Source organism: Nonomuraea sp. NPDC049158 (assembly GCF_040648335.1).
Lineage (GTDB): Bacteria > Actinomycetota > Actinomycetes > Streptosporangiales > Streptosporangiaceae > Nonomuraea.
Window position 1 is genome coordinate 151,029 of sequence record NZ_JBEZDM010000006.1, and the last position, 25,762, is coordinate 176,790.

Annotated in this window: 33 protein-coding genes and 1 tRNA gene; 14 read left to right on the top strand and 20 right to left on the bottom strand. The window is 68.3% G+C overall.

What is annotated here, in order from left to right:
- Positions 1–3: 3 nt before the first annotated feature.
- Positions 4–76 (bottom strand) — tRNA-Thr (locus AB0B61_RS15815).
- A 21-nt stretch (positions 77–97) separates the two neighbouring features.
- Positions 98–1,057 (bottom strand): 23S rRNA (guanosine(2251)-2'-O)-methyltransferase RlmB, encoded by a 960-nt coding sequence (rlmB, locus tag AB0B61_RS15820; RefSeq protein ID WP_358432078.1) that lies wholly within the window; start codon positions 1,055–1,057, stop codon positions 98–100.
- A gap of 225 nt (positions 1,058–1,282) precedes the next feature.
- Between rlmB and AB0B61_RS15825 the strand changes: the two genes are divergently transcribed.
- A complete protein-coding gene (locus AB0B61_RS15825; protein ID WP_358432079.1) occupies positions 1,283–2,278 on the top strand; it encodes an alpha/beta hydrolase in 996 nt (331 codons plus the stop codon).
- 11 nt (positions 2,279–2,289) lie between these two features.
- Here the strand turns inward: AB0B61_RS15825 and AB0B61_RS15830 are convergent, their stop codons facing one another.
- From AB0B61_RS15830 to AB0B61_RS15845, 4 genes are all read right to left on the bottom strand, one after another.
- Complete coding sequence (locus AB0B61_RS15830; RefSeq protein ID WP_358432080.1) at positions 2,290–2,976, bottom strand: winged helix-turn-helix transcriptional regulator; 687 nt, start codon at positions 2,974–2,976, stop codon at positions 2,290–2,292.
- A 460-nt stretch (positions 2,977–3,436) separates the two neighbouring features.
- On the bottom strand, positions 3,437–3,832 hold the full coding sequence (locus AB0B61_RS15835; RefSeq protein ID WP_358432081.1) for a VOC family protein: 396 nt from the start codon (positions 3,830–3,832) through the stop codon (positions 3,437–3,439).
- 16 nt (positions 3,833–3,848) lie between these two features.
- On the bottom strand, positions 3,849–4,217 hold the full coding sequence (locus AB0B61_RS15840) for a hypothetical protein (protein WP_358432082.1): 369 nt from the start codon (positions 4,215–4,217) through the stop codon (positions 3,849–3,851).
- Positions 4,151–4,624, bottom strand: a complete 474-nt coding sequence (locus AB0B61_RS15845; protein WP_358432083.1) for an FAD-dependent monooxygenase — start codon at positions 4,622–4,624, stop codon at positions 4,151–4,153. The genes AB0B61_RS15840 and AB0B61_RS15845 overlap by 67 nt, the downstream gene beginning before the upstream one ends.
- Between AB0B61_RS15845 and AB0B61_RS15850 the strand changes: the two genes are divergently transcribed.
- The 4 genes from AB0B61_RS15850 (at position 4,526) to AB0B61_RS15865 (ending at position 7,279) form a co-directional block, all read left to right on the top strand.
- On the top strand, positions 4,526–4,783 hold the full coding sequence (locus tag AB0B61_RS15850) for a hypothetical protein (RefSeq protein ID WP_358432429.1): 258 nt from the start codon (positions 4,526–4,528) through the stop codon (positions 4,781–4,783). The two genes, AB0B61_RS15845 and AB0B61_RS15850, sit on opposite strands and share 99 nt — an antisense overlap.
- A gap of 294 nt (positions 4,784–5,077) precedes the next feature.
- Positions 5,078–5,602 carry a hypothetical protein gene (locus AB0B61_RS15855; RefSeq protein WP_358432084.1) on the top strand — a complete coding sequence of 175 codons (525 nt, stop codon included), beginning with the start codon at positions 5,078–5,080 and terminating at the stop codon, positions 5,600–5,602.
- A gap of 96 nt (positions 5,603–5,698) precedes the next feature.
- Positions 5,699–6,217 carry a hypothetical protein gene (locus AB0B61_RS15860; RefSeq protein WP_358432085.1) on the top strand — a complete coding sequence of 173 codons (519 nt, stop codon included), beginning with the start codon at positions 5,699–5,701 and terminating at the stop codon, positions 6,215–6,217.
- Between the two features lie 201 nt (positions 6,218–6,418).
- On the top strand, positions 6,419–7,279 hold the full coding sequence (locus AB0B61_RS15865; RefSeq protein ID WP_358432086.1) for an NBR1-Ig-like domain-containing protein: 861 nt from the start codon (positions 6,419–6,421) through the stop codon (positions 7,277–7,279).
- A 185-nt stretch (positions 7,280–7,464) separates the two neighbouring features.
- Here the strand turns inward: AB0B61_RS15865 and AB0B61_RS15870 are convergent, their stop codons facing one another.
- Positions 7,465–8,259 (bottom strand): alpha/beta fold hydrolase, encoded by a 795-nt coding sequence (locus AB0B61_RS15870; RefSeq protein ID WP_358432087.1) that lies wholly within the window; start codon positions 8,257–8,259, stop codon positions 7,465–7,467.
- On the bottom strand, positions 8,256–9,401 hold the full coding sequence (locus tag AB0B61_RS15875) for a TIGR03619 family F420-dependent LLM class oxidoreductase (RefSeq protein ID WP_358432088.1): 1,146 nt from the start codon (positions 9,399–9,401) through the stop codon (positions 8,256–8,258). Before AB0B61_RS15875 ends, AB0B61_RS15870 begins: the two co-directional genes overlap by 4 nt.
- A gap of 110 nt (positions 9,402–9,511) precedes the next feature.
- Here AB0B61_RS15875 and AB0B61_RS15880 point away from each other — a divergent pair, with 110 nt between their 5' ends.
- Positions 9,512–9,946: an organic hydroperoxide resistance protein gene (locus AB0B61_RS15880; RefSeq protein WP_358432089.1), complete on the top strand. Its 435-nt coding sequence runs from the start codon at positions 9,512–9,514 to the stop codon at positions 9,944–9,946.
- A 182-nt stretch (positions 9,947–10,128) separates the two neighbouring features.
- On the opposite strand, the gene cysS is transcribed toward AB0B61_RS15880, so the two are convergent.
- Together cysS and AB0B61_RS15890 are read right to left on the bottom strand one after the other, a co-directional pair.
- Positions 10,129–11,520, bottom strand: a complete 1,392-nt coding sequence (gene cysS / locus AB0B61_RS15885; protein WP_358432090.1) for a cysteine--tRNA ligase — start codon at positions 11,518–11,520, stop codon at positions 10,129–10,131.
- A 43-nt stretch (positions 11,521–11,563) separates the two neighbouring features.
- On the bottom strand, positions 11,564–11,950 hold the full coding sequence (locus AB0B61_RS15890; protein WP_225294221.1) for a PPOX class F420-dependent oxidoreductase: 387 nt from the start codon (positions 11,948–11,950) through the stop codon (positions 11,564–11,566).
- Between the two features lie 52 nt (positions 11,951–12,002).
- Between AB0B61_RS15890 and AB0B61_RS15895 the strand changes: the two genes are divergently transcribed.
- Complete coding sequence (locus AB0B61_RS15895) at positions 12,003–13,604, top strand: DUF2637 domain-containing protein (RefSeq protein ID WP_358432091.1); 1,602 nt, start codon at positions 12,003–12,005, stop codon at positions 13,602–13,604.
- A gap of 107 nt (positions 13,605–13,711) precedes the next feature.
- On the opposite strand, the gene AB0B61_RS15900 is transcribed toward AB0B61_RS15895, so the two are convergent.
- From AB0B61_RS15900 to AB0B61_RS15915, 4 genes are all read right to left on the bottom strand, one after another.
- On the bottom strand, positions 13,712–13,987 hold the full coding sequence (locus tag AB0B61_RS15900) for a GlsB/YeaQ/YmgE family stress response membrane protein (protein WP_225294225.1): 276 nt from the start codon (positions 13,985–13,987) through the stop codon (positions 13,712–13,714).
- Positions 13,988–14,081: 94 nt separating this feature from the next.
- Entirely contained in the window at positions 14,082–14,369 is a 288-nt protein-coding gene (locus AB0B61_RS15905) for a GlsB/YeaQ/YmgE family stress response membrane protein (protein WP_358432092.1), read from the bottom strand.
- A gap of 228 nt (positions 14,370–14,597) precedes the next feature.
- Entirely contained in the window at positions 14,598–15,053 is a 456-nt protein-coding gene (gene ispF, locus AB0B61_RS15910) for a 2-C-methyl-D-erythritol 2,4-cyclodiphosphate synthase (RefSeq protein ID WP_357648841.1), read from the bottom strand.
- 17 nt (positions 15,054–15,070) lie between these two features.
- Positions 15,071–15,553, bottom strand: coding sequence for a CarD family transcriptional regulator (locus AB0B61_RS15915; protein WP_043624891.1), 483 nt, complete (start codon positions 15,551–15,553; stop codon positions 15,071–15,073).
- A gap of 241 nt (positions 15,554–15,794) precedes the next feature.
- Between AB0B61_RS15915 and AB0B61_RS15920 the strand changes: the two genes are divergently transcribed.
- On the top strand, positions 15,795–16,376 hold the full coding sequence (locus AB0B61_RS15920) for a copper chaperone PCu(A)C (RefSeq protein ID WP_358432093.1): 582 nt from the start codon (positions 15,795–15,797) through the stop codon (positions 16,374–16,376).
- 66 nt (positions 16,377–16,442) lie between these two features.
- Here the strand turns inward: AB0B61_RS15920 and AB0B61_RS15925 are convergent, their stop codons facing one another.
- Entirely contained in the window at positions 16,443–17,135 is a 693-nt protein-coding gene (locus AB0B61_RS15925; RefSeq protein WP_225294233.1) for a response regulator transcription factor, read from the bottom strand.
- On the bottom strand, positions 17,132–18,310 hold the full coding sequence (locus AB0B61_RS15930; protein ID WP_358432094.1) for an ATP-binding protein: 1,179 nt from the start codon (positions 18,308–18,310) through the stop codon (positions 17,132–17,134). The genes AB0B61_RS15925 and AB0B61_RS15930 overlap by 4 nt, the downstream gene beginning before the upstream one ends.
- 123 nt (positions 18,311–18,433) lie before the next feature.
- Here AB0B61_RS15930 and phoU point away from each other — a divergent pair, with 123 nt between their 5' ends.
- Positions 18,434–19,084: a phosphate signaling complex protein PhoU gene (gene phoU, locus AB0B61_RS15935; protein WP_358432095.1), complete on the top strand. Its 651-nt coding sequence runs from the start codon at positions 18,434–18,436 to the stop codon at positions 19,082–19,084.
- Between the two features lie 108 nt (positions 19,085–19,192).
- Here the strand turns inward: phoU and AB0B61_RS15940 are convergent, their stop codons facing one another.
- The 3 genes from AB0B61_RS15940 to mshA are packed head-to-tail and all read right to left on the bottom strand — an operon-like array spanning position 19,193 to position 21,711.
- Positions 19,193–19,936 (bottom strand): phosphoglyceromutase, encoded by a 744-nt coding sequence (locus tag AB0B61_RS15940; protein ID WP_358432096.1) that lies wholly within the window; start codon positions 19,934–19,936, stop codon positions 19,193–19,195.
- A gap of 21 nt (positions 19,937–19,957) precedes the next feature.
- Positions 19,958–20,446, bottom strand: a complete 489-nt coding sequence (locus AB0B61_RS15945; RefSeq protein WP_225294241.1) for a YbjN domain-containing protein — start codon at positions 20,444–20,446, stop codon at positions 19,958–19,960.
- Positions 20,447–20,472: 26 nt separating this feature from the next.
- A complete protein-coding gene (gene mshA, locus AB0B61_RS15950) occupies positions 20,473–21,711 on the bottom strand; it encodes a D-inositol-3-phosphate glycosyltransferase (RefSeq protein WP_358432411.1) in 1,239 nt (412 codons plus the stop codon).
- Positions 21,712–21,843: 132 nt separating this feature from the next.
- Between mshA and AB0B61_RS15955 the strand changes: the two genes are divergently transcribed.
- Together AB0B61_RS15955 and AB0B61_RS15960 are read left to right on the top strand one after the other, a co-directional pair.
- Positions 21,844–22,587, top strand: a complete 744-nt coding sequence (locus AB0B61_RS15955) for an SDR family NAD(P)-dependent oxidoreductase (protein ID WP_358432097.1) — start codon at positions 21,844–21,846, stop codon at positions 22,585–22,587.
- A complete protein-coding gene (locus AB0B61_RS15960) occupies positions 22,580–23,371 on the top strand; it encodes a class I SAM-dependent methyltransferase (RefSeq protein WP_358432098.1) in 792 nt (263 codons plus the stop codon). Before AB0B61_RS15955 ends, AB0B61_RS15960 begins: the two co-directional genes overlap by 8 nt.
- Positions 23,372–23,388: 17 nt before the next feature.
- Here AB0B61_RS15960 and AB0B61_RS15965 read toward each other — a convergent pair whose 3' ends face one another.
- Positions 23,389–23,892 (bottom strand): O-acetyl-ADP-ribose deacetylase, encoded by a 504-nt coding sequence (locus AB0B61_RS15965; RefSeq protein ID WP_358432099.1) that lies wholly within the window; start codon positions 23,890–23,892, stop codon positions 23,389–23,391.
- Between the two features lie 54 nt (positions 23,893–23,946).
- Between AB0B61_RS15965 and AB0B61_RS15970 the strand changes: the two genes are divergently transcribed.
- Genes AB0B61_RS15970 through AB0B61_RS15980 form a run of 3 tightly spaced genes read left to right on the top strand, consistent with a single transcriptional unit; the run spans position 23,947 to position 25,762 of the window.
- Positions 23,947–24,309 (top strand): BlaI/MecI/CopY family transcriptional regulator, encoded by a 363-nt coding sequence (locus tag AB0B61_RS15970; protein ID WP_357648863.1) that lies wholly within the window; start codon positions 23,947–23,949, stop codon positions 24,307–24,309.
- Positions 24,306–25,211 carry a M56 family metallopeptidase gene (locus AB0B61_RS15975; protein WP_358432100.1) on the top strand — a complete coding sequence of 302 codons (906 nt, stop codon included), beginning with the start codon at positions 24,306–24,308 and terminating at the stop codon, positions 25,209–25,211. Before AB0B61_RS15970 ends, AB0B61_RS15975 begins: the two co-directional genes overlap by 4 nt.
- 59 nt (positions 25,212–25,270) lie before the next feature.
- Positions 25,271–25,762 carry a helix-turn-helix domain-containing protein gene (locus tag AB0B61_RS15980; protein ID WP_358432101.1) on the top strand — a complete coding sequence of 164 codons (492 nt, stop codon included), beginning with the start codon at positions 25,271–25,273 and terminating at the stop codon, positions 25,760–25,762.

Genomic DNA, 25,762 nt, shown 5'->3' on the forward strand with positions numbered 1-25,762 from the left:
GCGAGCCGACGAGGGGAATCGAACCCCTGACCTTCTGTTTACAAGACAGATGCTCTGCCGATTGAGCTACGTCGGCGCGGCCTATCAGTGTAGACGGTCAGCGACCCCGATGACGAGCCACTTCGTACAACGCCACCCCAGCCGCCACCCCCGCGTTCAACGACTCCGCAGCCGCCCGCATGGGGATCCGTGCCACAACGTCGCACTGCTCCCGCACCAACCGCGACAGCCCCTTGCCCTCGGAGCCCACCACGACCACCAGCGGCTCGCTCAGCAGGTCGACGTCACCGATGTCCGCGCTGCCCTCGCCATCGAGGCCGATCACGAACAGGCCGGCGTCCCGGTATTCCCGCAGCGCCGCCGTGAGGTTGGCCGCCCGTGCCACGCGGAGGTTGGCCAGCGTGCCCGCGGAGGTCTTCCACGCCCCGCCCGTCACTCCGGCCGAACGCCGCGACGGGATCAGCAGGCCGTGCGCCCCGAAAGCGGTCGCCGAACGCGCGATGGCGCCCAGGTTGCGGGGATCGGTGACGCTGTCGAGGGCTACAACCAAGGGGACTTCCGCCGCATCCTGCGCCAATTCGACCAGCTCAGAAGGGTGCGCATAGTCATAGGCCGGGATCTGCAGCACGATCCCCTGGTGAACGGCGCCTTCGGTGAGCCGGTCAAGCTTGTCGCGGGTCGATTCGAGCAGCGCGATGCCCCGCTCCGTCGCGGCTTTGATCGAGTCGCGTACGCGGTCGTCGCTCTCGATGCGCTGCGCGACGTACAGCGCGGTGGCCGGCACCCCGGCGACCAGCGCCTCGAGGACCGGGTTTCGCCCGCCGATGTATTCGGGCGCGTCCTCGGAACGCCGCTGCCGGGCCGGGCCGGGCCGCCGTCCGCCTTGCTCCTCGCGGGCGATCCGCTCGGAACGGGCCTTGTCCTTGAACCAGTGACGCATCTCGGCAGGCGGGGTGGAGCCCCTGCCCTCGAGCCCGCGGCGTCCCTGCCCACCGGTGCCCTTGGACGGGCCCTTCTTCTTCGCGGGCCTGCCCGATGCCCTACCGCCTGCTGCCATGGCATTAAGCGTACTCGGGCCACCACCCACCTCACGCCTCGCTCAAGATCACACTCTGCTACGAGTACGCCCGAAGCCGGGCGGCCTGCACGCCCTCAGCTCGAAAGGAGTAATCGGTTCTCTTAGGCCGATAGAGGGTGCCGATCCCGGCGCGCTCCCTGCCAGACCCTCCAGTTACTCTAAGTACATATACATGTTCATATTGTTTCCCGGAAGGTGAAATATATGGATAGGCGAACGTTCTCCAAGCTGCTCCTCGCGGGAACGGCCGCGGCTTCACTACCCCTCCCCGCCGCGGCGGTCGCACCCGACAGATGGAAGACGCCCTTCGGCCCGCTGAAGCAGATCAAGGCCGGCGTCCTGAACATCGGGTACGCGGAGGCCGGCCCCACCGACGGTCCCGCGGTCATCCTGCTGCACGGGTTCCCATACGACATCCAGAGCTTTGTCGAGGTGACACCCCTGCTGGCAAAGGAGGGCTATCGAGTGATCGTCCCTTACCTCCGGGGCCACGGCACGACCCGTTTCCTCTCGGACAGGACATTCCGGAACGCCCAGCAGTCGGTGATCGCCCTCGACATCATCGCCCTGATGGACGCCCTCAAGATCCAAAAGGCGATCCTGGCCGGGTTCGACTGGGGATCGCGTACGGGCGACATCATCGCCGCCCTCTGGCCCGAGCGCTGCAAGGCCCTGGTCTCCGTGAGCGGCTATCTGATCACCAACCGCGAGGCGCAAAAGGAGCCCCTGCCGCCGCGGGCCGAGCTGGCATGGTGGTACCAGTACTACTTCGCCACCGAGAGGGGCCGGCTCGGCCTCGAACGGTACCGGCACGATTTCGCCAGGCTCATCTGGGAGAACGTCTCCCCGACCTGGAAGTTCGACGACGCCACGTTCGAGCGCACGGCGGTGTCCTTCACGAACCCGGACTGGGTGCCCATCGTGATCCACAACTACCGCTGGCGGCTGAGCCTGGCCGCGGGCGACCCGAGATACGACGGCATCGAGAAGCGACTGGCCGCGGCTCCCGCCATCTCCCTGCCCACGATCACCCTCGACGGCGAACGCGACCCCTTCACCCCCGCAGGCAACGGCGCTTCCTACCGCAAGCACTTCACCGGTAAGTACGCGCACCGGACCCTGCGGGGAATCGGCCACAACGTGCCGCAGGAGGCCCCGCAGCCGTTCGCCGAAGCCGTCGTCGAAGTGGACAAGCTCTAGAGAGCTACGAGCTACGATGCCCCCTGCTCACCCATCCGATCCTGCGGTTGAGGGAATCGGAACAACCCATGCAACCTTCCCAAAGCCGCAAGATCCCCAAAAGCCCTCGCAGCCCCGCTCTTGATCGCATCGCCGAGCGTCCCCTGCCCAGCCCCCATATCCACCAGAACATCGTCATCCATCTCAATAACGACATCCGGCCGCTGAGCGGGCCCATGCATCGTCTCGATCGTCCCGTCGTCGACCCGAGCGTGAAAGACCTCATCGGAAACCCGGAACTCGTACACCGCCCGCAACCCCACCGCCGCCTCCGGCTCGAAGCCGACCCGCAACGCCAGCACCGCCCACCCCGCCTGGAACGCCTCCCCTTCCCTGCGCTCCCCCATCGCCCACTTCATGCCCCACCCCGCCAGGGCCAGCACCGCGGGCCCCAGCTCCTCACCGGCTTGGGTCAGGGAATAAGCAGGGGTACGCGCCGGCGCGGGCAGCACGATCTTGCGTACCAGCCCCTCACGCTCAAGATGCTTCATCCGAGCCGCCAGCAGCCCGGTGCCCAGCCCGCGAAGGCTGTGCTGCAGATCCCCGAACCGCTTCGGCCCGGTCAGCAACTCACGCACGAGCAGCAGTGTCCACCGCTCGCCCACGATGTCCAGGGTCCGGGCAGTGGCACAGAACTGGTTGTACGATCGCTGATCCACTTCAACATTCTAAGCTTCGGGCTTCCTGTTTCTGAACTTCGTGGTCAGAGGCGGTCCCGGCCAGGTCGCCGGCCATCTCGGGGGCAGACCAAGTATGGGAGAAGGGACAGTCGTGCCGCCGACCTCGGCACCGCATCAGAACGGCCAGTCACCATAAGAGGCGCCCACCGGGCTCCCTTGACGTGACTGGCCGTTCTATTGCTGCTCAAAGCCCCCCCAGACCGCGATCTGACCGGCCGGGCCCGTCAAAGCCCGGGACGGCTGAACGCGGAGCTATCGCAGGGGATCGCCTCGGCCGCGCGGCGGCAGACGGAATACACCGGGTTCCCGCCTGCGTCGTCGCCTGAGTTATCCAGCGCATCCTCACGCTGACCACCGCCATCTGGCACTACGACCAGACCGGACAGCCCGTCCTGCGCTCACTGACCGCCTACGACCGCTAACCCTTGGGATCGGTCATCTAGTTGGGCGGTGCCAGGGTGCGTAGGACGCAGAACTCGTTGCCCTCGGGGTCGGCCATGACCACCCAGCTTCGGTCTGGGCCTTGGCCCACATCCCTCTTGATGGCGCCGAGGCCCAGCAGCCTGGTCACCTCGTCGTCGGTGCTGCCGTCGATCGGGCTGACGTCGAGGTGAAGCCGGTTCTTCACGGTCTTGCCCTCGGGCACCTGGATGAACACCAGGGTGGGCGACATCTGGCGGGCCCGAACCTCCTCGACGGTCGGCTCCCAGGAGCCGATCTCGACCTTGCCCTCGTTCCGGTCGATCACTTTGAAGTCCAGGACCTCGCACCAGAAGGCCGCGAGTCTTTCCGGATCGTGGCAGTCCACGGCCAACTCGGTGAATCTACTTGTCATGTTTCTCCCAGGTGTTTCACGGCGTTCCGAACCATACAGAAAGTGCCTCACGCAGCGGGGGCGTGGTGCTGTCGGGTTCGTCGAGGTCGGCGGCCCAGGCGATGTGGGCGTCCGGGCGGATCAGCAGCGCGTCGGCTGGTCGATCGTCGGTCTTGGCGGTGTGGATGTCGACGCGTTGCCGCCAGTCTTGGGCGGTTTGGCGGAGTTCTGGGCGGTTGGCGAGGTCGAGCAGGATGGGCCGGGCGGGGTGCAGGAGGTTGGCGAGGCTGGTGGTGCCTTGGTCGGTGTGCAGGGTGAGGTTGGGGGCGAAAGTGCCGGTCAGCGGGTGGGGGCTGGTGCTGGGCGTCGCGTAGCGGATGTCGGTGCCGGCGACCAGCGCTGCCATGCGGCGCAGTGGCTGTTCGTCGGCGAGCAACTCCTGAAAGACCTCTCGCAGCGCTTCGGCGCCTGCGTCGTGTCCGCGCCGTAGTGCGACCTGGGCTCGGGTGTGCAGCATGGTACGGGCGCCGGCGAGGTGGCGTTCGGCGTGGTAAGTGTCCAGCATGGTACGGGCGCCGACGAGGTGGCGTCGGCGTGGTAGGTGTCCAGCAGGCCGGCCGGGGCGTGGCCGTGGAGGTCGGCGGCCAGCTTCCAGGCCAGGTTGACCGCATCGATTAGGCCGGCGTTGAGTGCCACTCCGGTGGCGGGGAACAGGTGCGCCGCGTCGCCGGCCAGCAGGATCCGCCCGGCCCGGTAGCGTTCGGCTTGGCGGGCTTTGAAGGTGAAGCGCGAGAGCCGGTGCGCCTGTTCCACGGGCAGTTCTGCGGCGATTCCCCTGCCGACCCGCCTCCGTTCGGATTAGCGAAACACCTGGCCATGGCTATATCCGCCCGATTCATCCCCGAGCACTACGTCGACCCTGAATTGCCGAATGCCGCAATTGCTGCGAGGCTCAAAGTGGGCTCGGCATGAGCACCGATCGTGTAAATCCGGGAAGGATTACACCGGTGCGTTGAATCCCTGACATAGGTCTCTGACCTGCGAATTTGATTGTCCTAATAGCTCTGGACAATGCCCGGACGACTTTACATGTCAGATCGCTTGCCGGAGCCGGGCAGTGGCGGTCAGAGTGGTGCCGTTCCCAGTTCCGGGGTTCGTTATCGGCGCCATTGACGGGCGTGCGGATATTCCGCTGAATCGCTGTACGCGGTTGATCGGAGACTCCCGAGTCGGAAAGTGCAGAGGATTTCTTTGAAAGGAGATCCGATGATCGGACGAAAAGGGATTACAGGAGCGGCTCTCGTCGTCGGGCTGACGGCCGGGCTTATGGCGGGGTCGTCAGCGTCGGCGCAGGCGGGGCAGGGGGTCACCGCTGCCTCGGACAGCTCGGCCGCCCTGGCAGCGCCGGGCTGGTCGGCCAAGTCGTACCTGGGGATCAGCTACCACGACCGTTGCAAGGGCTGGCAGCGGATAAAGACCCCGTACAGGAGCGGCGCCTACATCACGACCAGCAGGCAGGTCCACTGCGAGAAGGGCGAGTGGGGCCGCCGGGCCGTGGTCAAGACGAGCCTCCAGCAGTATCGCGGACTCGGTTTCTGGCGGACGAAGGCCACCTCGGAGGTGAAGAAGGGAAGGGAGGCGTTCACCGTGACGACGACACCTTCGTGGAAGTGCTCCGGCGGTAGCCAGCTCTACCGGAACCAGACGAAGGTGCATCTCTACTCCCTCCTGCGTGGTAGCGAAGTGGCCACCCTGTACAAGCGGTCGCAGGAGCGTCGGATCCGGTGTTGATCCCGGGCTGGGACGGGGACGTAGCTCGGCCGGACTTCGGCCCTTGGCGCTGGCGAGAGCGCCAAGGGCGTCTTCTTCCGAAGGAGTGAGCGGCGGATGGGATCGCGTGAGAGAAGGCATGTCCCGGCGTGGCGCGTGATCGTCGGCGGGGTCGTGCCGGCCGTCCTGGCTTTCGTGCTGTGGGCGACGGTCTCGGTGGCGGAGGAGAAACCGTACGAGGACGTCAAAAGGCAGTACATCGCCGCCGTAGACGCGGTGTGTGAGGAAGCGTCCCGGCAGTCGGATCTCCGCGAGGAGCCACCTGCGAACCTGCGCGAGGAGGTGGACGAACTGCGCCGCGCGTCGGAGTCGATGACCAGCACCATCGCCGCGATAGAAGCGATCGCGCCGCCCGGTGGTGACGTCCCGCGGGTGCGGGAGAGGTTCTTCGTGCCCGCCAGGGCGCTGGCCGCGAGCCTGCGCGAACTCAGCGGAAGCGCGGAGACGGCGATGCGCGCGGGCAAGGACGGCGAGGCGAAGAAGGCGGTGGAACAGTCCTTGGAACCGGACGAGAACGAGAAGGCGCTGCGATCCTTCGCGGCGGAGTATGGCTTCCGGGCATGCGCGGGTGAATGACCACGGCGCCCCCGAGTAGACCGCAGAATTCCGGACTTATTCGGACAATTCAGGTAATCTCATTTGCTCTCAGGTGTCACAGGCCATGCCGGAGTCGTCGGCACGGCCGGATGACGGCGCCGGACAGGGCAGGTGAAGATGCCGGAGTTACCGGGGACATCAGGCTCGCAGGGGGACGAGCCTGGCCCGCTGCGGACGGGCATGGGATCGCGACCTGGGCGAAAGCCGGTCCGGCTGGACCCGGCCGCGGGCCCGGTGGCGGCCCTCGCGTATCGGCTGTGGGAGCTCAAGGCGGAAGCGGGGGACCCGTCCTACGCGGAGATGTCGACCCGCATGGGCGCGGCGGCCTCGAAGTCCTCGCTGGCGGCCGCCGCCCGGGGGCAGGTGCTCCCGACCTGGGAGACGACATGGGAGTTCGTCCGGGTCCTCGCCGTCGACCGGCTGAAGCAGGACGCCGCTGAGGCCAGGCGCGAGTGGCGAGCCCACTGGGAGCGGGCCGCGAGCGCCGCACGCAGCGAGACCACCGAGGACCGTACGGGTCACGACCAGACCTCCACTGGGCAGGCGGAGCACCTCGAACGCCGAGCCCGGCCTCTCCTTGCCAGAAGGCTGGCCATGATCGCAGCGGTCGCGACCGCCGGTGCCGCCCTCTTCACCTGGCTCGCCCCACTTTCCGGAAAGAACAAGCCCACCACGTCGGCCACCCCGGCTCAGGCCGCCTCCTCCTACGACGATTCCGCCTTCGAGCAGGACGTCACCCATCCGGACGGCACGGTGGTGAAGACGGGGACGCAGTTCACGAAGATCTGGCGGATCAGGAACACCGGCACCATCCCATGGCGGGGCCGCTATCTCACCCGGCTGAACGACACCCCGTGCCGCGCCCCCGACCGGGTCGAGATCCGCGTGGTCCAGCCGGGCGAGCCCGTCGACATCGCGGTACGCGTCCGCGCATCGGACTCCCCCGGCAGATGCAAGATCTACTGGAAGATGACCGACGAGGCCGGGACCCAGCTGCTGTCCGCCAAGAAGCCGATCTTCCTGGATGTGGTCGTCGGCTGATCAGCTCTCGAAGCACGTCTTGGCCGGGTCTCGGGGGTGAAGTCGATGGCGTTGCCGCCGACGCTGCTGCGGCCGGGGTCCGGGTTGGTGCGTACTCGTCCCCCACGCGCGGGTGTACCGCCGATCTGCTGGCTGCGGCCCTGGACCGCCGACGAGTGGTAACGCTACAAATCCGGCCAATCACACTAAGAAATCACCGACACCAGCCCACCCTGACGCCCTCTCAGAAGTACGGCGATTACAGCATCTGGATCGGTGAGCAGCACATCATGTGGCCCGTCCAGCGCGACGGTCCGATAACCGACCGCCTCGGCGAACCTGTCAAAGGCAAAGGTCTGCGGTCGGCAGTAAACCCCTGTCCCAGGGATCCGATCGACGGCGCCGGTCAGGCGAGTGCCTTCGGTGAAGGTACGCAGCGGCTGCGGACGCAACCGCTCCTGAAGCCACGCGGCGTCGACCGGATCAGTGATGCCGAAGAGCGCCGGCGCGGGAGCGGGCACCTGCCAGCCATCAGCCGAAGCCTGAACGAACTTTACGAACCCTTCGGAAGCAAGGCTGAACATGCTGTCCCCGTTCGTCCCAACCCAGCCCTCCAGCGTGATCACATGGTCAACGCGTTCGGGACGGAGGTCGGCTGCCTGCCGCACCACCAAACCCCCATAACTGTGCCCAACCAGCACAACACCACCGCCGGCGCGGACATCAACCACGTGACGCCCCTCGACCCCGCTCCCAGCCTCAGTCCCGGCCTCGGTCCTGACCCCGGTTTCGGCCCCGGCTCCGGCCCTCTCGGTTTCGGTTTCGGTTTCGGCGTCGATTGCGGCGACGACCTGTGCCACATGGTCGTGTAGACCCACGTCACGGCCATACGCGAGGTCAGGAACGACGGTGCGCGCTCCCGCGCGTTCGAGCAAGGGAACGACGCGATCCCACGCCCAGGGACCATGCCAAGAACCGGAAACCAGAACAAAGGTGGTCATGGACGGATCTCCGCGCGAAGCCGCGGCAGCACCCGGTCGGCGAACTCCTCCAACGCCGCACGATGGTCATCGACGGCGAACCGGATCACCACGTGCCGCATCCCAACCGAGGCGTACGCGTTCAACCAATCGACCGCATCGTCAGCGGATCCGGCGAACGTGGCCTGAATGGTCTCGATGAATTCGAGCGGCGCGTTGTAGTAGCGCTCAATACTGGTCCGCAGATGTCCTCGCGCCCGCTCGGGGTCATCATCCAGACAGACCGTCGCGTACAGCGCAGGCGTAATCACGCGCGCGCCCTCACCCGCGACAGGCCGCACCAGAGAGTCCGCCGCACCCCGACCAGAACTACTCAGGCGCGACGCGTCCCCCGCCGCGCGAGCGCCGAGAGGTACCGCCTCGCCAGACATAGGCGCAGGACCGCGCAAGTGTGCAGCCTCACCAGACACAGGACCGCCCAGACGTGCAGCCTCACCAGACACAGGGTCGTGCAAGCGTGCCACCTCCTGGAGCACGCCCCATTCATGGGCGTACGTCTCACTTGTCGGCGGATACGGCAGCCATCCATCGGCGAGTCGTCCCACGCGCCGCAGCGCCGACTCGCCGCTTCCCGCCAGCCAGATCGGCGGCCCCCCGACCTGGGCGGGTTTGGGTTCCAGCACCACGTCTCGGAAGTCGAAATGCGGGCCCTGGTACGACACCTCCCCGCCGGCCCACAGTTGCCGCATCACGTCGATCGACTCTTCGGTACGGCTGACCCGGCGCTTGAACGTGATGCCGAGCGCGTCGAACTGTGCCTCGGTGTTCGGATGTGGGAATCCGGCACCCATCCCGGCTATGAGGCGCCCATCGGCGATCCGGTCCAGCGTGGCGAGTTGGTGGGCCAGCAAGATCGGATGACGCAAGGCAGGCAGGAGCACGGCTGTGCCGAGCGTCACCCGTTCCGTCACGGCGGCCACCGCGGACAGGAGCATCAGCGGATCCGCGCGGTGACGAGTCACCGGGCTGTCGCCGGCCCAGACGGAGTCGAAGCCGACGTCCTCGGCCAGTCGCGCCTGCTCGATCAGCGCGGACGGCTCCCGATCGCCCAGAACGACCCAGTCACGTGTCGGCAGCAGATAGCCGACCTGAGGTCTCGTCATAGTTCCTCCAGCGAAGTGATCACGATCGGATCTTAGAGCATTGACTTCCTGTTTTTGAAGTCTAAGATTCACTTTCAAGAAGAAGACGACCACAAGGACTGGACTCCGACATGACGAAACCGCTCTACACCGCGCAGGCACAGGTGACCGGTGGCCGAGCACACGGGCGCGGGCGTTCCAGTGACGGGATGCTGGATGTGAACCTGCGCCAGCCGAAAGAACTGGGTGGCGATGGCGATGGGACAAATCCGGAGCAGCTGTTCGCGGTCGGCTATGCCGCCTGCTTCTCGGCTGTCCTGACGATGCTTGGGCAACGGCAGGGATTAGAGGCTGGAGACGCGGCGGTGGACTCCAAGGTCATGCTGATCCCGAACGCCAACGGCACGTTCAAGCTCGGGGTCGAGTTGGACGTCACGCTGCCCTCGATCGAGGACCCGACGCAGGCCGCCAGCCTGGTGCACACCGCGCACCAGGTATGCCCGTACTCCAACGCCACACGCGGCAACATCGACGTCGCTCTGTCAGTGAACGGCTCCGCGCTCTGAGACGAATACGCGCGATGGGTCCAACGTGACGGTGTCAGTTCAACGCCAGGGTCGCCGGGCAGCGAGTTGAGCGCCCGACTGGTCAATCTGCGAGCTCAACGCCGACCGGCCAGGCAGCAAGCTCAACGCCCGGTCGGCCGACCTGGCAACCCAACCGTCTGCCGGTTGGCTACGGAGCGGACCTAGTGGGACAGCTCCCAGCGAGCCCCGTGCGGCGTGTCCTCCACCGTGATCCCCGCCGCCGTCAGCTGGTCCCTGATCGCGTCAGCCGCCTCATAGTCCTTGCGTGCCCGAGCAGCCCGGCGCTGGTCCAGCGCCACGGCCACCAGTGCGTCGACCACCGGCTTGAGGTCGGACTTGGCCGAGCGCCACTGGGCCGAGCGCGGGTCGAGGCCCAGCACGTCGAGCATGTTCTGGGTCTCGGCCAGCAGGCGCGCCACCGCTTCCTTGTCGCCCCTCGCCAGCGCCACGTTGCCCTCGCGGACCACCTCGTGCACGACCGCCAGCGCCTGCGGGGTGCCCAGGTCGTCGTCGAGCGCGTCGCTGAACGCCTGCGGCAGTGGAGCGTCGGCGTCGACGTCGTGGATCACTTCGGCGGCCCGGGTCACGAAGCCCTCGATGCGCTGGTAGGCGGCCGCGGCCTCCCGCAGCGCCTCCTCCGAGTAGTCGATCGACGAGCGGTAGTGCGGTGCCGCGAGGTAGTAGCGCAGCTCCACCGGGCGTACTTTCTGCACCATCTCCGGGATCAGCAGCGAGTTGCCGAGCGACTTGCTCATCTTCTCGGCGCCGATCTTGACCAGCCCGTTGTGCATCCAGTAGCGGGAGAAGCCGTCTCCGGCCGCCTGGGACTGGGCGAGCTCGTTTTCGTGGTGCGGGAAGACCAGGTCGAGGCCGCCGCCGTGGATGTCGAACGTCGGCCCGAGGTATTTGGTGGCCATGGCCGAGCACTCCAGGTGCCAGCCGGGGCGGCCGGGGCCCCAGGGGGTGGGCCAGGTCGGCTCGCCGGGCTTGGCGCCCTTCCAGAGGGCGAAGTCGCGCGGGTCGCGCTTGCAGGACTCGTCGTCGGTGTCGGCCGCCGCACGCATGTTGGCCAGCTTCTGGTTGGACAGCTTGCCGTAGCGGTCCTCGTAGGAGACGACGTCGAAGTAGACGTCGCCGCCCGACGCGTAGGCGTGGCCGCGGTCGATGAGCCGCTGCATCAGGACGATCATCTCGGGCACGTGACCGGTCGCGCGGGGCTCGACGGTCGGGGGCAGGCAGCCGAGAGTGTCGTACGCCCAAGTGAAGGCGCGCTGGTTGCGCTCGGCGACCGTGAACCAGGGGACGGTCTCCTCGGCGGCCACCCGGATGATCTTGTCGTCGATGTCCGTGACGTTGCGGCAGAACGTCACGTCATATCCGGAACGCATGAGCCAGCGGCGCAGCACGTCGAAGTTGACGCCCGAGCGGATGTGCCCGACGTGCGGGGGAGCCTGCACGGTCGCCCCACACAGGTAGATCGACGCCCGGCCGGCTTCGACCGGAACGAATTCGCGGATGGCGCGTGCGCTGGTGTCGTAGATGTGCAGGCTCACGAATGAAAGGCTAACGCCTAAGCCAACATCACAGGTCCTTTAATCACGCACGCATGATGACCTTCTCTGGACTTATGCGGACAATTAGCCGCTCGACTCCGGGCTTGTCCTCCCAGGGCTTACCGGTGTACTTCAGCGAGAGCTCCTGGATGAGGTCGCCCGCCGGGTCCTCCTCCATGGTCACGCGACCACGGACCTCGGCGTAGCGGTAGGGGTTCGCCGGGTCGATGACGAGCAGGCTGGCCCGGGGGTCGCGCTCGAAGTTGCGCGGCTTGCGCCGCCCCTTGGCGGTGGAGAAGAGGACGTCGTCGCCGTCCGTACGCACCCACACGACCGTCGACTGAGGTCCGCCGTCGGGATTGATGCTGGTCACCGTCGCGTAATTGGGCGCGTCGAACAGCTCGCGCACGTCCCCTGAGAGCTCGGTCATGTATCTCCCTTGATCGGTCCTGACCCCCATTGTTCTGTAGGCTCGAACCGCCATGGACGTGACTCCCCCTTCAACGCTCCGACGCCTGGGCATCGCCCTCGCCGGTCTCGCGGTGGCCGGCCTGACGGCAGTCGCCTGCGTGCTCTCCTTCGACGACCTGCGGGCGCTGGCCATCCGCGGCGAATCCCGACCCGACCTCGCCTTCCTCTATCCGGCCGGCTTCGACGCGCTCCTGGTCGTCGCGCTGATCGGCGTCCTCCTGCTGCGCTCGGCCCGTCTGCTGGTACGCGCCCAGGCGGCGCTCGTGCTGGTCCTGCTCATCGTGGCCGCCGCCGCGTCGAACGCCTTGACGGCGCTCCAGATCCAGCTCGACGTACGGCCTCTCGCGGTGGGAGTGGCGATCGCGCCGTGGATCATGCTGGCGATCGCCCTCTGGCTGTGGTTGCTGCTGATCAAGCACGTCCAGGCCCGCAGGACGTCCACAGACGACGATGACGACGGTACGGCGGAGCAGGACATCGTGCCCTTCCACCGGAACCGCCCCGCCGAGACCCCGCCGCCGCTGACCAAGCCGCTGCACCACCCTGTGCTGGAGACCACCCCGGTCGTCGGCCCCACGCCCGCCCCGGAAACCCCGCCCATCTCCGCCCGCGTGACCCATTGGCCCGCCACCCCCGGCGAGGATCCGGACGCCGAACCGCGACATCTGCCGCTACGCAGCTCTGAACCGACTGCCGAGTGGCCCCGCCAGCCGGAGAGAGCACAAGAGCCGACGCCCGGCCTCGAGCCTCACGCCCACCGGTCAGAGCACGACCTGGAGCCCGGAGTACGCACCCCTGACCGCGAGGACCAGCGGCCTGACCGCGAGGACCAGCGGGAGCCTGAGGCGACGCTGCCAGGACCGGTGGCACACAGCGAGCCCGATCGACGCACTGAGCCGGACGGACCCACCGAGCCGGACGGACCCACCGAGCCGGACGGACGCACCGAGCCGGGCGATCGGTCCGAGCCGCAAGCCGCCGACACGCCCGCGCGGGCGCCGAAGCTCCGCCGTGGCCTGCGCAAGCGTGCTCAGGAACCCACCGACGAAGAGCCCCGGGGCGCGGCACCGGACCCGTTCCTCCCGGAACCCGAGCCAACCCCAGAGCCCGAGCCAGCCCCCAAGGCCGTACCGACCCCCAAGGCCGCGCCGACCTCTGAGCCGAGCGCAGAGCCACAGTCGGCCCCCGAGGAGAGCAACGAGCAGAAGCGTCCGGTGCGGTGGGGCGATCGGATCAAGCCGACCGACGTCCTCGTCCACCCCCGCACCCCCGTCGTCACCGACCGGGACACCGACACCCAACCGGTCCGGGTCTTCAGCGACATCCCAGCCGCACCTCCCCGCGCCAGACCCGCCAAAGCCGGAGCCGCTGAAGCCGGAGCCGCTGAAGCCGCCGAACAGGCCGAAGCCAAGGCCGGGGTCGCCGAACAGGTCGAAGCGAGGGGCAATCCCGACCCCGACCACGGCCCGGAAGCCGCCGACCCCGCCGAGTCCGCCACCGCACGCCGCACACTGCAGGACCGCGCCCTGGAGGACACCGCCCCTCACCCGGTCATAGAAGACGACGCCCCCTCGGGCCGACTCCGCAGCACCCCCCTCCCACCCGAGGACTGAGCCGGCGCAGCAGAAGACCCGCCCGGTGTAAGTACCGGGCGGGTCTTCGCGTACCGTTCCGCGCCGAAGGGGGTTCGGCACAGTCGCGGAACTGCCTAAGCCATCGTCTAAACGCTCCTACCACTGCCCCGCCGCAGCCCGGCAACGAGCCCGACACCCACAATGGCCAGAACGACCTGCATGACGAGTTCGATCCAGTCGATGCCATTGGTGGTGGCGACGCCGAGCACCTGCGCGATGAGCGTGCCCACCAGGGCGGCGACGATACCGACGACGATGGTGAGGATCCACCCGATGGCCTGCCTGCCGGGAAGCAGCAGACGACCGAGGGCGCCGATCACGGCGCCGATCACGATGGCGCCAAGGATGGACTGGATTGTCATGACCAAACCTCCCAGTGAGGGTGAGCCGTTCACTCTCGAGGGAGATCAGTACCCGGCAACGCGCGAATATGCGTAGGTGCTGGGAAACGCCAGGTCAGATCGGTGTTCCTCCGGTGCGGCCGGTTTTCCCGGTGCTCATCCTTGAGACGATGAGGACGCCGATGACCGCCAGGACGAGCTGAATGATGTGCTCCAGCCAGTCGATGCCTCTGGTGTCGGCCCAGCCGAAGGCCTGGGCGACGAGCGTGCCGAGCAGAGCCGCCACGATGCCGACGATCAGCGTCAGGCCGATGGACATGTTCTGCTTACCGGGCACTATCAACCGGGCCAGTGCTCCGACAATGGCGCCGATGACGACTGCGGAAACAATCGCGCCGATCATGTGTTGCTCCCCCCGAAGACGTTCCACATGTCTTCAGAAGGACTTACCCGACGTATCGGGAAAGTACCCTCGGGAAGGCGGCGATCCGTACCGCGCCAGTAACGGACCGCCGCCCCCGTTCGCTCGGCGGGCCGGAGGCAGCGCCCGCCGGGATACCCTCAACGGATCCCGTAAGAAGACGCCGCAGTGCCGGTAAAGGTTGACGAACCGCCTTAAAGGCGAACAGAACTAAGCGACAACGAGCGCGGTCGCGATGGCCGCGACCCCTTCGCCCCGCCCGGTCAGCCCCAGGCCGTCCGTGGTGGTCGCGCTGAGGCTCACAGGCGCCCCCAGAGCGGCGCTGAGCGCCTTCTCGGCCTCTGTACGCCGAGGCGCGAGCTTGGGCCGGTTACCGATGATCTGGACGGCCACGTTACCGATCTCGAAGCCCGCCGAACGTACCTGGCGCGCGGTCTCCTCCAGCAGCGTGACACCCGAGGCGCCCGCCCAGCGCGGGTCGGCGGTGCCGAACAGGCCACCGAGATCGCCGAGCCCGGCGGCGGACAGCAGCGCGTCGCAGGCCGCGTGCGCGGCGGCGTCGCCGTCGGAGTGGCCCGCGAGACCGACCTCGCCCGGCCAGTGCAGGCCGGCGAGATGCAGGTCTCGCCCTGAAACGAACGGGTGGACGTCGACTCCGACGCCCACCCGTGGAAGCTTCGTGTTCAGGAGTTGAGAACCTCGTCGAGCAAGGCCTCCGCCTTGTCCTCATTGGTCTTCTCGGCGAGGGCCAGCTCACTCACCAAGATCTGACGGGCCTTGGCGAGCATGCGCTTCTCACCGGCGGACAGGCCGCGCTCGCGGTCCCTCCGCCACAGGTCCCGGACCACCTCGGCGACCTTGTTGACATCGCCGGACGCGAGCTTCTCCAGATTGGCCTTATAGCGCCGGGACCAGTTGGTCGGTTCCTCGGTGTGCGGCATCCGAAGAACATCGAAAACCCGCTCTAGGCCTTCCTGGCCGACAACATCGCGCACGCCGACGAGTTCTGCGTTTTCTGCTGGCACCTGGACGGTAAGGTCGCCCTTGTCGACCTTGAGCACCAGGTAGGTCTTTTCCTCACCCTTGATGGATCGCTTCGTGATTGCTTCGATCCGAGCAGCCCCATGGTGGGGGTAGACGACAGTGTCGCCGACCTGGAAAGTCATGTGACAAGTACCCCTTCCGCTGTACTCCAGAGTACCACGCATCCACAGGCTCCCGGAACAGTGAAATCATCATAACTGCAGGTCAAAGCGGCATATTGGGGGTTGACAAGGCGTCAACTCTATGAATCGCATATGCGCGCATAGCTAATGACCTGCAGGGGTGCGGATATGACCATGGATTCGGGTGGATATGGTGGGCGCTGCCCAACATGCATGTGCAAGACCCTAGGAGAACCCGCTCGTGACCCGCCGTCGCTGGATTGTCGCCGCTGCCGCGTTCCTGGCCGCCCCCGTGCTCGCCGGCTGTTCAGCTGGATTCGACGCAGACACCAACAAGCCGTACGCCCCCAATGAGGCCGGAGTCCTCTTCGATCAGGCCAAGAACTACGGCACGCATGGCATCCAGATCCCTCAGGCGTTCATCCTCGGCCCCGACTCGGGCGCACAGCTCGTCTACGGCGGTTCCGCGCCGGTATATCTGAACATCCTCAACACCAACGGCGCCCCCGACACGCTCACGGCGGTCAACGCCGGCACCATGGCCACCGCGAAGGTGACCACGCCGATCCAGCTGCCGAGCAACCAGCTCGTCAACACCGGCAAGCCGAGCCCGCAGATCATGCTGGAAGGCATCTCCAAGGGCCTCAGGGGCGGCGAGAGCATCCGCCTGGACCTCCAGTTCGCCAACGCCGGGGTCGTGTCCATGAACGTCCCTGTGGTCACGCGCAGCCGCGAGTTCAAGGACTACCCGCCGGCGCCCAACGCGACCGCCGCGCCGACGCCTACGCCCTCGGCCACCGCCGCGGCCGAAGGCGAGCACTGACCCCAGGAGAAAGCCCCGGTCCGGCACAACTCGTACGTGCCGGAACCGGGGCTCAACCTGCGAGTGTCAGCTCTCCAGCGCGTCGAACTTGTAGCCCAGCCCGCGCACGGTCAGGATGCAGCGCGGATTCGACGGGTCCGATTCGATCTTGGCGCGCAGCCGCTTGACGTGCACGTCGAGCGTCTTGGTGTCTCCCACGTAGTCGGCGCCCCACACCCGGTCGATGAGCTGCCCCCGGGTGAGCACCCGCCCGGCGTTGCGCAGCAGCACCTCCAGGAGCTCGAACTCCTTCAGCGGCAGCTGCACCTGGTCACCGCGTACGGCCACCACATGCCGGTCGACGTCCATGCGCACGGGACCCACGGCCAGCACCGCGGACTCCAGCTCCTCCACCGCGTCGCCCTGGCGGCGCAGCACGGCGCGGATGCGGGCCACGAGCTCGCGCGAGGAGAACGGCTTGGTGACGTAGTCGTCGGCGCCCAGCTCCAGGCCCACGACCTTGTCGATCTCGCTGTCCTTGGCGGTCAGCATGATGACCGGCACCTTGGAGCGCTGCCGCAGCGAGCGGCATACCTCGGTGCCCGGCAGTCCGGGCAGCATCAGGTCGAGCAGCACCAGGTCGGCGCCGCTCCGGTCGAACGTGTCGAGCGCCTCCGGCCCGGTCGCCGCGACGGAGACCTCGAAGCCTTCTTTGCGGAGCATGTACGACAAGGCGTCGGAGAACGACTCTTCGTCCTCGACCACGAGAACTCGGGTCATTTTGCGGCCTCCAGGGTGTTCGGGGGTGGTACGACCACCGCGGTGCCGCCGAATGCGGGCAGCCGCAGCGTGAATGTGGAGCCGGAGCCTTCCTTGCTCCAGACGGAGACCTCGCCGGCGTGCGCCGCGGCGACGTGCTTGACGATCGCGAGGCCGAGGCCGGTGCCGCCGGTCGCCCGGGACCTGGCCGCGTCGACGCGGAAGAAGCGTTCGAAGATGCGTTCGAGCGACTCTTCCGGAATGCCGATGCCCTGGTCGCTGACGCTGATCTCGACGGAGTCGCCGGCCGGTCTGACGCTGACGACGACCCGGGTGTGTTCGGGGCTGTAGGCGACGGCGTTGTCGATGAGGTTGCGCAGGGCGGTGACGAGCAGTTCGTCGTCCCCCCAGATGCGCAGGCCCTCCGTGCCGCCGGTGACGAGCGTGATGTCCTTGGCGATGGCCCTGGTGTTGCAGTGGTCGATGGCGTCGTGGATGGATTCGTCGATCGAGACCTGGCCGGGGGTGGGGATGGGCTCGGCGCCCTGGATCCGGCTCAGCGTGATCAGGTCCTGCACGAGGTAGGTGAGCCGGGCGGCCTCGTGCTGCATGCGCCCGGCGAACCTGGTGACGGCCTCGGGATCGTCCGCGGCGTCCTGGATGGTCTCGGCGAGCAGGCTCAGCGCGCCGACGGGGGTCTTGAGCTCGTGGCTGACGTTCGCCACGAAGTCGCGTCGGACGGCCTCGACCCGGCGCCGCTCGGTCTGGTCCTCGGCGAGCACCAGGACCTGGCCGTGCGAGCCCAGCGGGGCCACCCGGACCGCGAAGTTCGTGATCTCCTGGCCGAACTTGTGCCCGGCCACGTCGATCTCGCTCTCGCGGATCTCGCCGTCCCGGCGTACCTGCCTGGCCAGGGCGAGAAGCTCGGCGGCCATCAGCCGGTCGCCCTTGACCAGCCCGAACGCGCGGGCGGCCGAGCTGGCCCGCAGCACCCGGTCGTGCGCGTCGAGCACGACGGCGGACGAGGGAAGCACGGCCAGCACCGAGGCCACACCCTGCGGCAGGGCGCCGGTCTCCTGGTCGCCGGCCGTCGCGGCCCTGTTCGAGGCCTCGATCTGGTTGCGGTAGAACAGGACCGCCAGCGCTCCCACGACGAACCCCGCCAGGGCCGTCAAGCTCATGGCCATCTCACTCATGCTTTCGATGGTAGGTGGCCTTCTTCAAGTGACAGCCCTTCCACCTGCGGATGAACGGCCCTTTCCGGGAAAGTTCATCTCACCGTAGGAGTTCGTTCATCAAGAGCGACGTACGGTGACGGCATGCGCGACGCGTACCATGAAGAACTCGATTCCCTGACTGACAAGCTGGTCGAGATGACCAGGCTGGTCCGCTCGGCCATCTCCAGAGCCACCACGGCCCTGCTCGACTCCGACCTCCAGCTCGCCGAGAGCGTGATCTCCAGGGATGCGGAGGTGAACGCGACGTTCGAGCAGCTCGAGGCGTCCATCTTCGAGCTGATGGCCAGGCAGCAGCCGGTGGCCGTGGACCTGCGGATGGTCATCACGGCCCTGCGGATGGGCACGGACCTGGAGCGCATGGGCGACCTGGCGGTGCACGTGGCCAAGATCGCGCGACTGCGCCACCCCGAGACGGCCATCCCGGCGGAGGTACGGCCCACGATCGTGCAGATGGGTCAGATCGCCGAGACCCTGGTCACGAAGGCGGGCGGCTGCATCGCCTCGCACGACGTGGAGTCGGCGCTGGAGCTGGAGGCCGACGACGACGCCATGGACAAGCTGCACCGGCGGCTGTTCAGGAACATCCTGGCCAAGGACTGGCCCCACGGCGTGGAGCCGGCGATCGACATCACGCTGATCGGCCGTTACTACGAGCGTTACGCCGACCACGCGGTCAATGTGGCCGGTGACGTCGTCTACCTGGTGACGGGCTCCCGCCCGACGCCCACCTGACCCGAGGCTGACCCGAGCTGATGAGCCGATGACGGCGGGGCGCGCGATGCGCCCCGCCGTCGGCGTCCGCGGCCCTGGTCGGTGACCGGGCGCCCCGCCGTCGGTGTTTCAGCGGCCCTGGTTGGCGACCGCCTCGATCGCCGCCTTCGCGGCTTCCGGGTCGAGGTATTCGCCGCCGCGCTGGAGCGGCCGGAACTCATCGTCCAGCTCGTAGCGCAGCGGGATGCCCGTGGGTATGTTGAGCCCGGCGATCTCCTCGTCGGGGATGCCGTCGAGGTGCTTGACCAGCGCCCGCAGCGAGTTGCCGTGCGCCGCCACCAGCACGGTGCGCCCGGCCGCGAGATCCGGGACGATCTCGTCGTACCAGTAGGGCAGCATGCGGTCGACGACGTCCTTGAGGCACTCGGTGCGCGGCATGAGCTCGGGCGGCAGCAGGGCGTAGCGCGGGTCGCCCGCCTGGGAGTATTCGTCGTCGTCGGCGATCGGGGGCGGCGGGACGTCGAAGGAGCGCCGCCAGAGCATGAACTGCTCGTCGCCGAACTCCTCACGGGTCTGCGCCTTGTTCTTGCCCTGGAGGGCGCCGTAGTGGCGCTCGTTGAGCCGCCACGAGCGCTTGACGGGCAGCCAGAGCAGGTCGGCCTCGCCGAGGGAGAGCTGGGCCGTCTGGATGGCCCTGGTCATCAGGCTGGTGTGCACCACATCGGGCCGGACCCCGGCCTCCACCAGGAGCTTGCCGCCCCGGCGGGCCTCGTCCTCGCCCTTGGCCGAGAGGCTCACGTCCACCCAACCGGTGAACAGGCCTTTCGCGTTCCAGTCACTCTCGCCGTGCCGTAGCAGCACCAAAGTCGCCATGCGGGCAATCCTAGGCGGGCCTCAGCTGTCGGTCCGCGCCGGATCCGCGAAGCGGGCGAACGCCTGGAGGTTGGCCAGCGACTCGCCACGTTTGGCGCGCCATGCCCACTCGCGCCTGATCGACGAGGCGAAGCCCAGCTCCAGAGCCCGGTCGAACCAGTCGTCGGAATAGGTCAGCACGCAGCCGAGCAGCCGGTCGATCTCCTCTTCCGTGATCGCCGTGAGCGGCACCCGGCCGACGAGGTAGACGTCGCCGACGCTGTCGACGGAGAAGTGGACGCCGTACATGCCGCCGTTCTTGGCGAGCAGCCACTTGTAGAACTCGGTGTGGTTCTCGTCGGGCTGGCGGCAGAAGAACGCCTCGACGTGCAGCGCCTGATCGCCGATGATCAACCACGTCATCGTGGCGAGTTTGTGCTGCCCGGGCAGCTTCACCAGGAACGCCCCCGGCCGCGGCTCGTCAAAGGAGACGTCCGCGGCCTTGAGCGCGGTTTCTACGACTTCGCGCATGTCGTACAGCCTACGGAACGAGCGCCCTATGAGATGACGGCGACCGGCAGCCGGTGCAGGTCGGCGACGGCGTCCGCGTAGACCTGCATCAGCCGGGACGACGTGGCCTGCCAGCCGAACGCCGCCGCGTGCTCCCGGGCGCCGGCCGACAGGCCGTCGCGCCAGGCCGGCGCGGTGACGAAGCGGCGCAGCGCGCGTGCCCACTCGTGCGAGTCGTGGCCGTCCACGAGCACACCCGACACGCCATCCTGTACGGCCGTACGCAGCCCGCCCACGGCGGCCGCGGCGACGGGGGTGCCGCACGCCTGTGACTCCAGGGCGACCAGGCCGAACGACTCGCTGTAGGACGGCACGACGGTCACGTCGGCCGCGCGGTACCAGTCGGCCAGCTCGTGCTGCGGCGCGGGCGGCACGAGCCGGACGACGTCGGAGATGCCCAGCTCGGCGGCGAGGTCGGCGAGCAGGGACGGCCTGGCCAGGCCGTTGCCCGACGGGCCGCCCACGCACGCGACGACCAGCCGCTCGCGCAGCGAGGGGTCGTCGATGAGCATCCGCGAGGCGGCGCGCAGCAGCACGTCGGGCGCCTTCAGCGGCTGGATCCGGCCCACGAACAGCAGGACGTGCGCGTTCTGCGGCAGTCCGAGGCGGCGCCGGGCGGCCCCTTGTGAAGCGGGCTGGAAGACCGTGAGGTTGACACCCGGGTTCACGACCGCGACGCGTTCCTCCTGCGCCCCGTACAGCTCCATGAGCTCGTTCGCCTCGTCGGCGGTGTTGGCCACGAGCCGGTCGGCGATCTCCACGACCTGTTGCTCGCCCACCACGCGGGCCTGCGGTTCGGGCTGGTCGTTCTGGGCCAGCAGCAGGTTCTTCACCTTGGCCATGGTGTGCATGGTGTGCACCAGGGGCACGCCCCAGCGCTCCTTGGCCAGCCAGCCGACCTGGCCGGACAGCCAGTAGTGCGAGTGGATGACGTCATAGCGGCCGGGGTCGTACATCGCCTCGGTCCGCAGCACGCCGGACAGGAACGCGCAGAGCTGGCCGGGCAGGTCGGCCCTGGTCAGCTCCTCGTACGGTCCGGCGGTCAGGTGGCGGACCATGACGCCGGGGGCGAGTTCGGCCACCGGTGGCAGGTCACGTCCGGTGGCCCGGGTGAAGATCTCCACCTCGACGCCGGACTCGGCCAGTCGCTTGGCCGATTCGACGATGTACACGTTCATCCCGCCGGCGTCGCCCGTGCCGGGCTGTTCCAGGGGGGACGTGTGCATGCTGATGGTCGCGACCCGGTTGACCCGTCGTCGCCTCACCCGACACCACCTCCAAACGCAGTACAACTATGCCGAGCATCCCGACATTCCCGACAAGCGGGTGTCATGGGCAGGGCTGGCAAGATGTGTGCCATGAAGAAGACGGCTGTGGTGACGGGCGCGAGCAGCGGGATCGGTGAGGCGACGGCGCGGCGCCTGGCCGCCGAGGGCTACGACGTGGTGGCGGGCGCGCGGCGTCAGGACCGGCTGGACAAGCTGGCCGCCGAGGTGCCCGGGATCCGTCCCGTGTCCCTGGACGTGACCTCTCAGGAGTCGGTGGACGCGCTGGCGGCCTCGCTCGACCGGTGCGACGTGCTGGTCAACAACGCCGGTGGCGCGCTCGGCATGGAGCCGGTGGCCGAGGGGCGGCTCGACGACTGGCAGCGGATGTACGACACCAACGTCCTCGGATCGCTGCGGATGACGCAGGCCCTGGTGCCCATGCTCGTCGAGTCGGGCGACGGGGTGCTGGTGATGCTCACCTCGACCGCGGGGCTGGTGGCGTACGAGGGCGGGGGCGGCTACGTGGCCGCCAAGCAGGCGCAGCGGTCGATGGCCGAGACGCTCAGGCTGGAGCTGGTCGGGCAGCCCGTACGCGTCGTGGAGATCGCGCCGGGCATGGTCCAGAGCGAGGGCTTCGCGGTGAACCGCTTCCGCGGCGACGAGGCGGCGGCCGCCCGCGTCTACCAGGGCGTGCCTGATCCGCTGAGCTCCGACGACGTGGCCGACGCGATCGTGTGGTGTGTCACCAGGCCCGCGCACGTCAACATCGACCGCCTGGTCATGCGCCCGCGCGCCCAGGCCGCCCAGCACCGGGTGCACCGCGTCGGTGGCTAGGCCGGTCGGGTCGATCACCAGGGGCACGACCGGGCACAACCGGCTGCGGCGCGCCGACCGGTGGATCGCCGCCGCGCACGGCCGCGTGTTGCGCGGCGCCGCCCGGCCGCTGGCCGTGGACCTCGGCTACGGCGCCTCCCACACCACCACGCTGGAGCTGTTCACCCGCCTGCGGCGGATCAGCCCGGACATCGAGGTGGTGGGCATCGAGATCGACCCCGCGCGGGTCGCCCTGGCCAAGCCGTACGAGCGCGCCGGCCTGAGCTTCGCCCTGGGCGGCTTCGAACTGCCGGTCTCACGTCCCCCGCTGCTGATCCGGGCCTTCAACGTCCTCAGGCAGTACGGCGAGGCGGACGCCTGGCGCTACTGGGAGGCGCTGCGCGGCCGGCTGGCCCCCGGCGGCGTCCTGGTGGAGGGCACCTGCTCGGAGAGCGGCCACCGGGCTATCTGGGCCGGTCTGGATCGGGACGGCCCGCGCACGCTCACCCTCTCGGCCAGGTTCGACGCCTTCGACCGCCCTTCGGACCTGGCCGACCGCCTGCCGAAGACCCTCATCCACCGCAACGTCCCTGGTGAGCGCATCCATGCGTTCCTGAGCGACTTCGACCGCGCCTGGGCGAGAACCGCCCCTTACGGCGACCACGGCCGTCGGCAACGCTGGCTGGCCGCCGTGGACCTGCTGGCCAACTCCTGGCCCGTCCACCGGCATCCACCGCTCGGCGGCACGGCCCGATGGCGCCTCGGCGAGCTGACCCTCCCCTGGGACTCCGTGGCGCCCCTGTGACTAAAGAGCGGCTGTGACTAAAGAGCGGCGGAGAAGGCCGCGTAAGCGACCGCGTCGAACAAGACGAACCGCACGTCGTCCACAGCTGTGGAAACCTCTCGCACAGTACGCAGCGCGATGCGGGCGCCGTCGTCCAGCGGCCACCCGTAGATACCGGTCGAGATCGCGGGAAAGGCCACCGACCGTGCCCCCAGCGAGTCGGCCACCCGGAGCGACTCGCGATAACACGAGGCCAGGACTTTGGAGCGGTCATCGGTCCGCGAATAGACCGGCCCGACGGTGTGGATCACCCAGCGGGCGTCGAGCCGTCCGGCGGTCGTGGCCACGGCCTGCCCGACCGGCAGTCCCTTGCCGTAGTGGGCAGCCCGCAACTCCCGGCAGGCGGCGAGAATCTCCGGCCCGCCGCGCCGGTGGATCGCGCCGTCCACCCCGCCCCCGCCCATCAGCGACGAGTTGGCGGCGTTGACGATCGCGTCAACCGTCTGCGCGGTGATGTCCCCCTGTACGAGCGTGACGTCCATCTCACCAGCATCCCGGATATCTGCTCGACGCTTTGTAGTACTACGCTGAAGCGTGTGAAGGGTCTTGGCGAGCTCGAACGCAGCATCATGGACATCATCTGGGCGGGGAGCAACCCTCTGACGGCCCGTGAGGTCGGCAGGCTCATAGCCGACCGCGATCTGGCCCCCACCACCGTCATGACCGTCCTCGACCGTCTGACCCGCAAGGGGTTCCTCCAGCGGACCCGCGACGGCCGCGCCTGGCGCTACGAACAGGCGGCGAGCCGCGACGCGTACATCGCTGAGCTTATGCTGGAAGCTCTGGACCTGACGGGCGACCGCTCGGCCGCCCTCACCCGCTTCGCCCAGGCCGTGTCCGGCTCGGAGGCGGAGATCCTGCGCAGGGCTCTCACGGAGCTGGAGCTGGAGGAAGAGTGACCACGGCAGCGACGCTGGCAGCGCTCGCCCTGGCGTGCGGGCTCGGCTCCTGGCGTCTCACGACTGCCCGCTGGACGTCTCGCGCCCCTCGGATCGCCATCATCCTGTGGCAGTCCCTGGGCGTGGCCTGGGGCCTGGCCACGACCGGCGCCATGCTGGCGTACGCCGTGCAGCCCTCGGGGCTGGGCATCCTGCCGGGCATGGCGGCCTTCCTGAGCGGCGAGCGCCCGCGCGGGACCTGGGATCCGCTGCACATGACGGCGATGATCGCCGGGCTGGCCTCACTGACCGTTCTCATCGTGGTGCTGATCACCGCCGGCGTGCAGGCGCTGCAGGCGCGCAGGCGGCACCGCGTGCTGCTCGCGCTGATCGCCCGCGACGACCCGGGCGTGCCCGGCGTGCGGGTGCTCGACCATCCGAGCGCGGCGGCCTACTGCGTGCCGGGTCTGCGCTCGCAGGTGGTGGTCAGCGAGGGCGCGCTCAAGCTGCTGTCGCACGACGAGCTCACGGCCGTGCTCGCGCACGAGGCCGCGCACGTACGGGAGCGGCACGACCTGGTGCTGCTGCCGTTCGCCGCCCTGCGCCGGGCCCTGCCCTGGTCCAAGGTGGTCTGCGAGGCGCAGGCGCAGGTCGAGCTGCTCATCGAGATGGCCGCCGACGACCGCGCGCGGCGCTACTGCTCGCCGCGCAGGCTGGCCACCGCCCTGCTCAGGTTCGGTACGGCCGGCGCCATGCCGACCCCGCAGGGCATGCTCGGCGTACGCGCCCAGAACGTCATGGCCCGGGTGGATCGCCTGATCAAGCCGGGCCCCGCGCTGCCCAGCGCGATGCGCTTCAGCATCCTCGCCCTGTCCGTGACGCTGGTCACCGCCACGCCCTTCCTTTGGACCATCCAGTTTTAGCGCTTGCTGGTGTTAGCTTTGCGTTTGCAATTGCAAGCACTCTGGGGCACACTAGAGGCATGGCACTACCGAAGGTCGGCTCGATCGGCGAATACATCCGCGAGCAGCGGCAGCAGGCGAAGATCTCGCTGCGCCAGCTCGCGGCGGCCGCAGGGGTGTCCAACCCTTATCTCAGCCAGATCGAGCGCGGTCTGCGTAAGCCGAGCGCGGAGATCCTCAACCAGATCGCCAAGGGTCTGCACATCTCATCGCAAGCGCTTTACGTGCAGGCGGGCCTGATCGAGGACCGCGAGCCGCCGAGTGATGTCATCACCGCGATTCGCGCCGACGCGACCCTGAGCGGGCGGCAACGCCAGGTGCTCATCGATATCTACGAGTCGTTTCGCAAGGAGAAGCGCGCCGAAGACGAGCAGACCTCCCAGAACGCTCATCTCCGGCACGACTCCGAATCGGACGACGAGCCGCTGCCTGAGGAATATCTCGCCGCGCTTGAGCCTTTTGCGGCGTCCACCGGCAATGGCACCGCCAACCAGGAAACCAAGGAAGGTTAA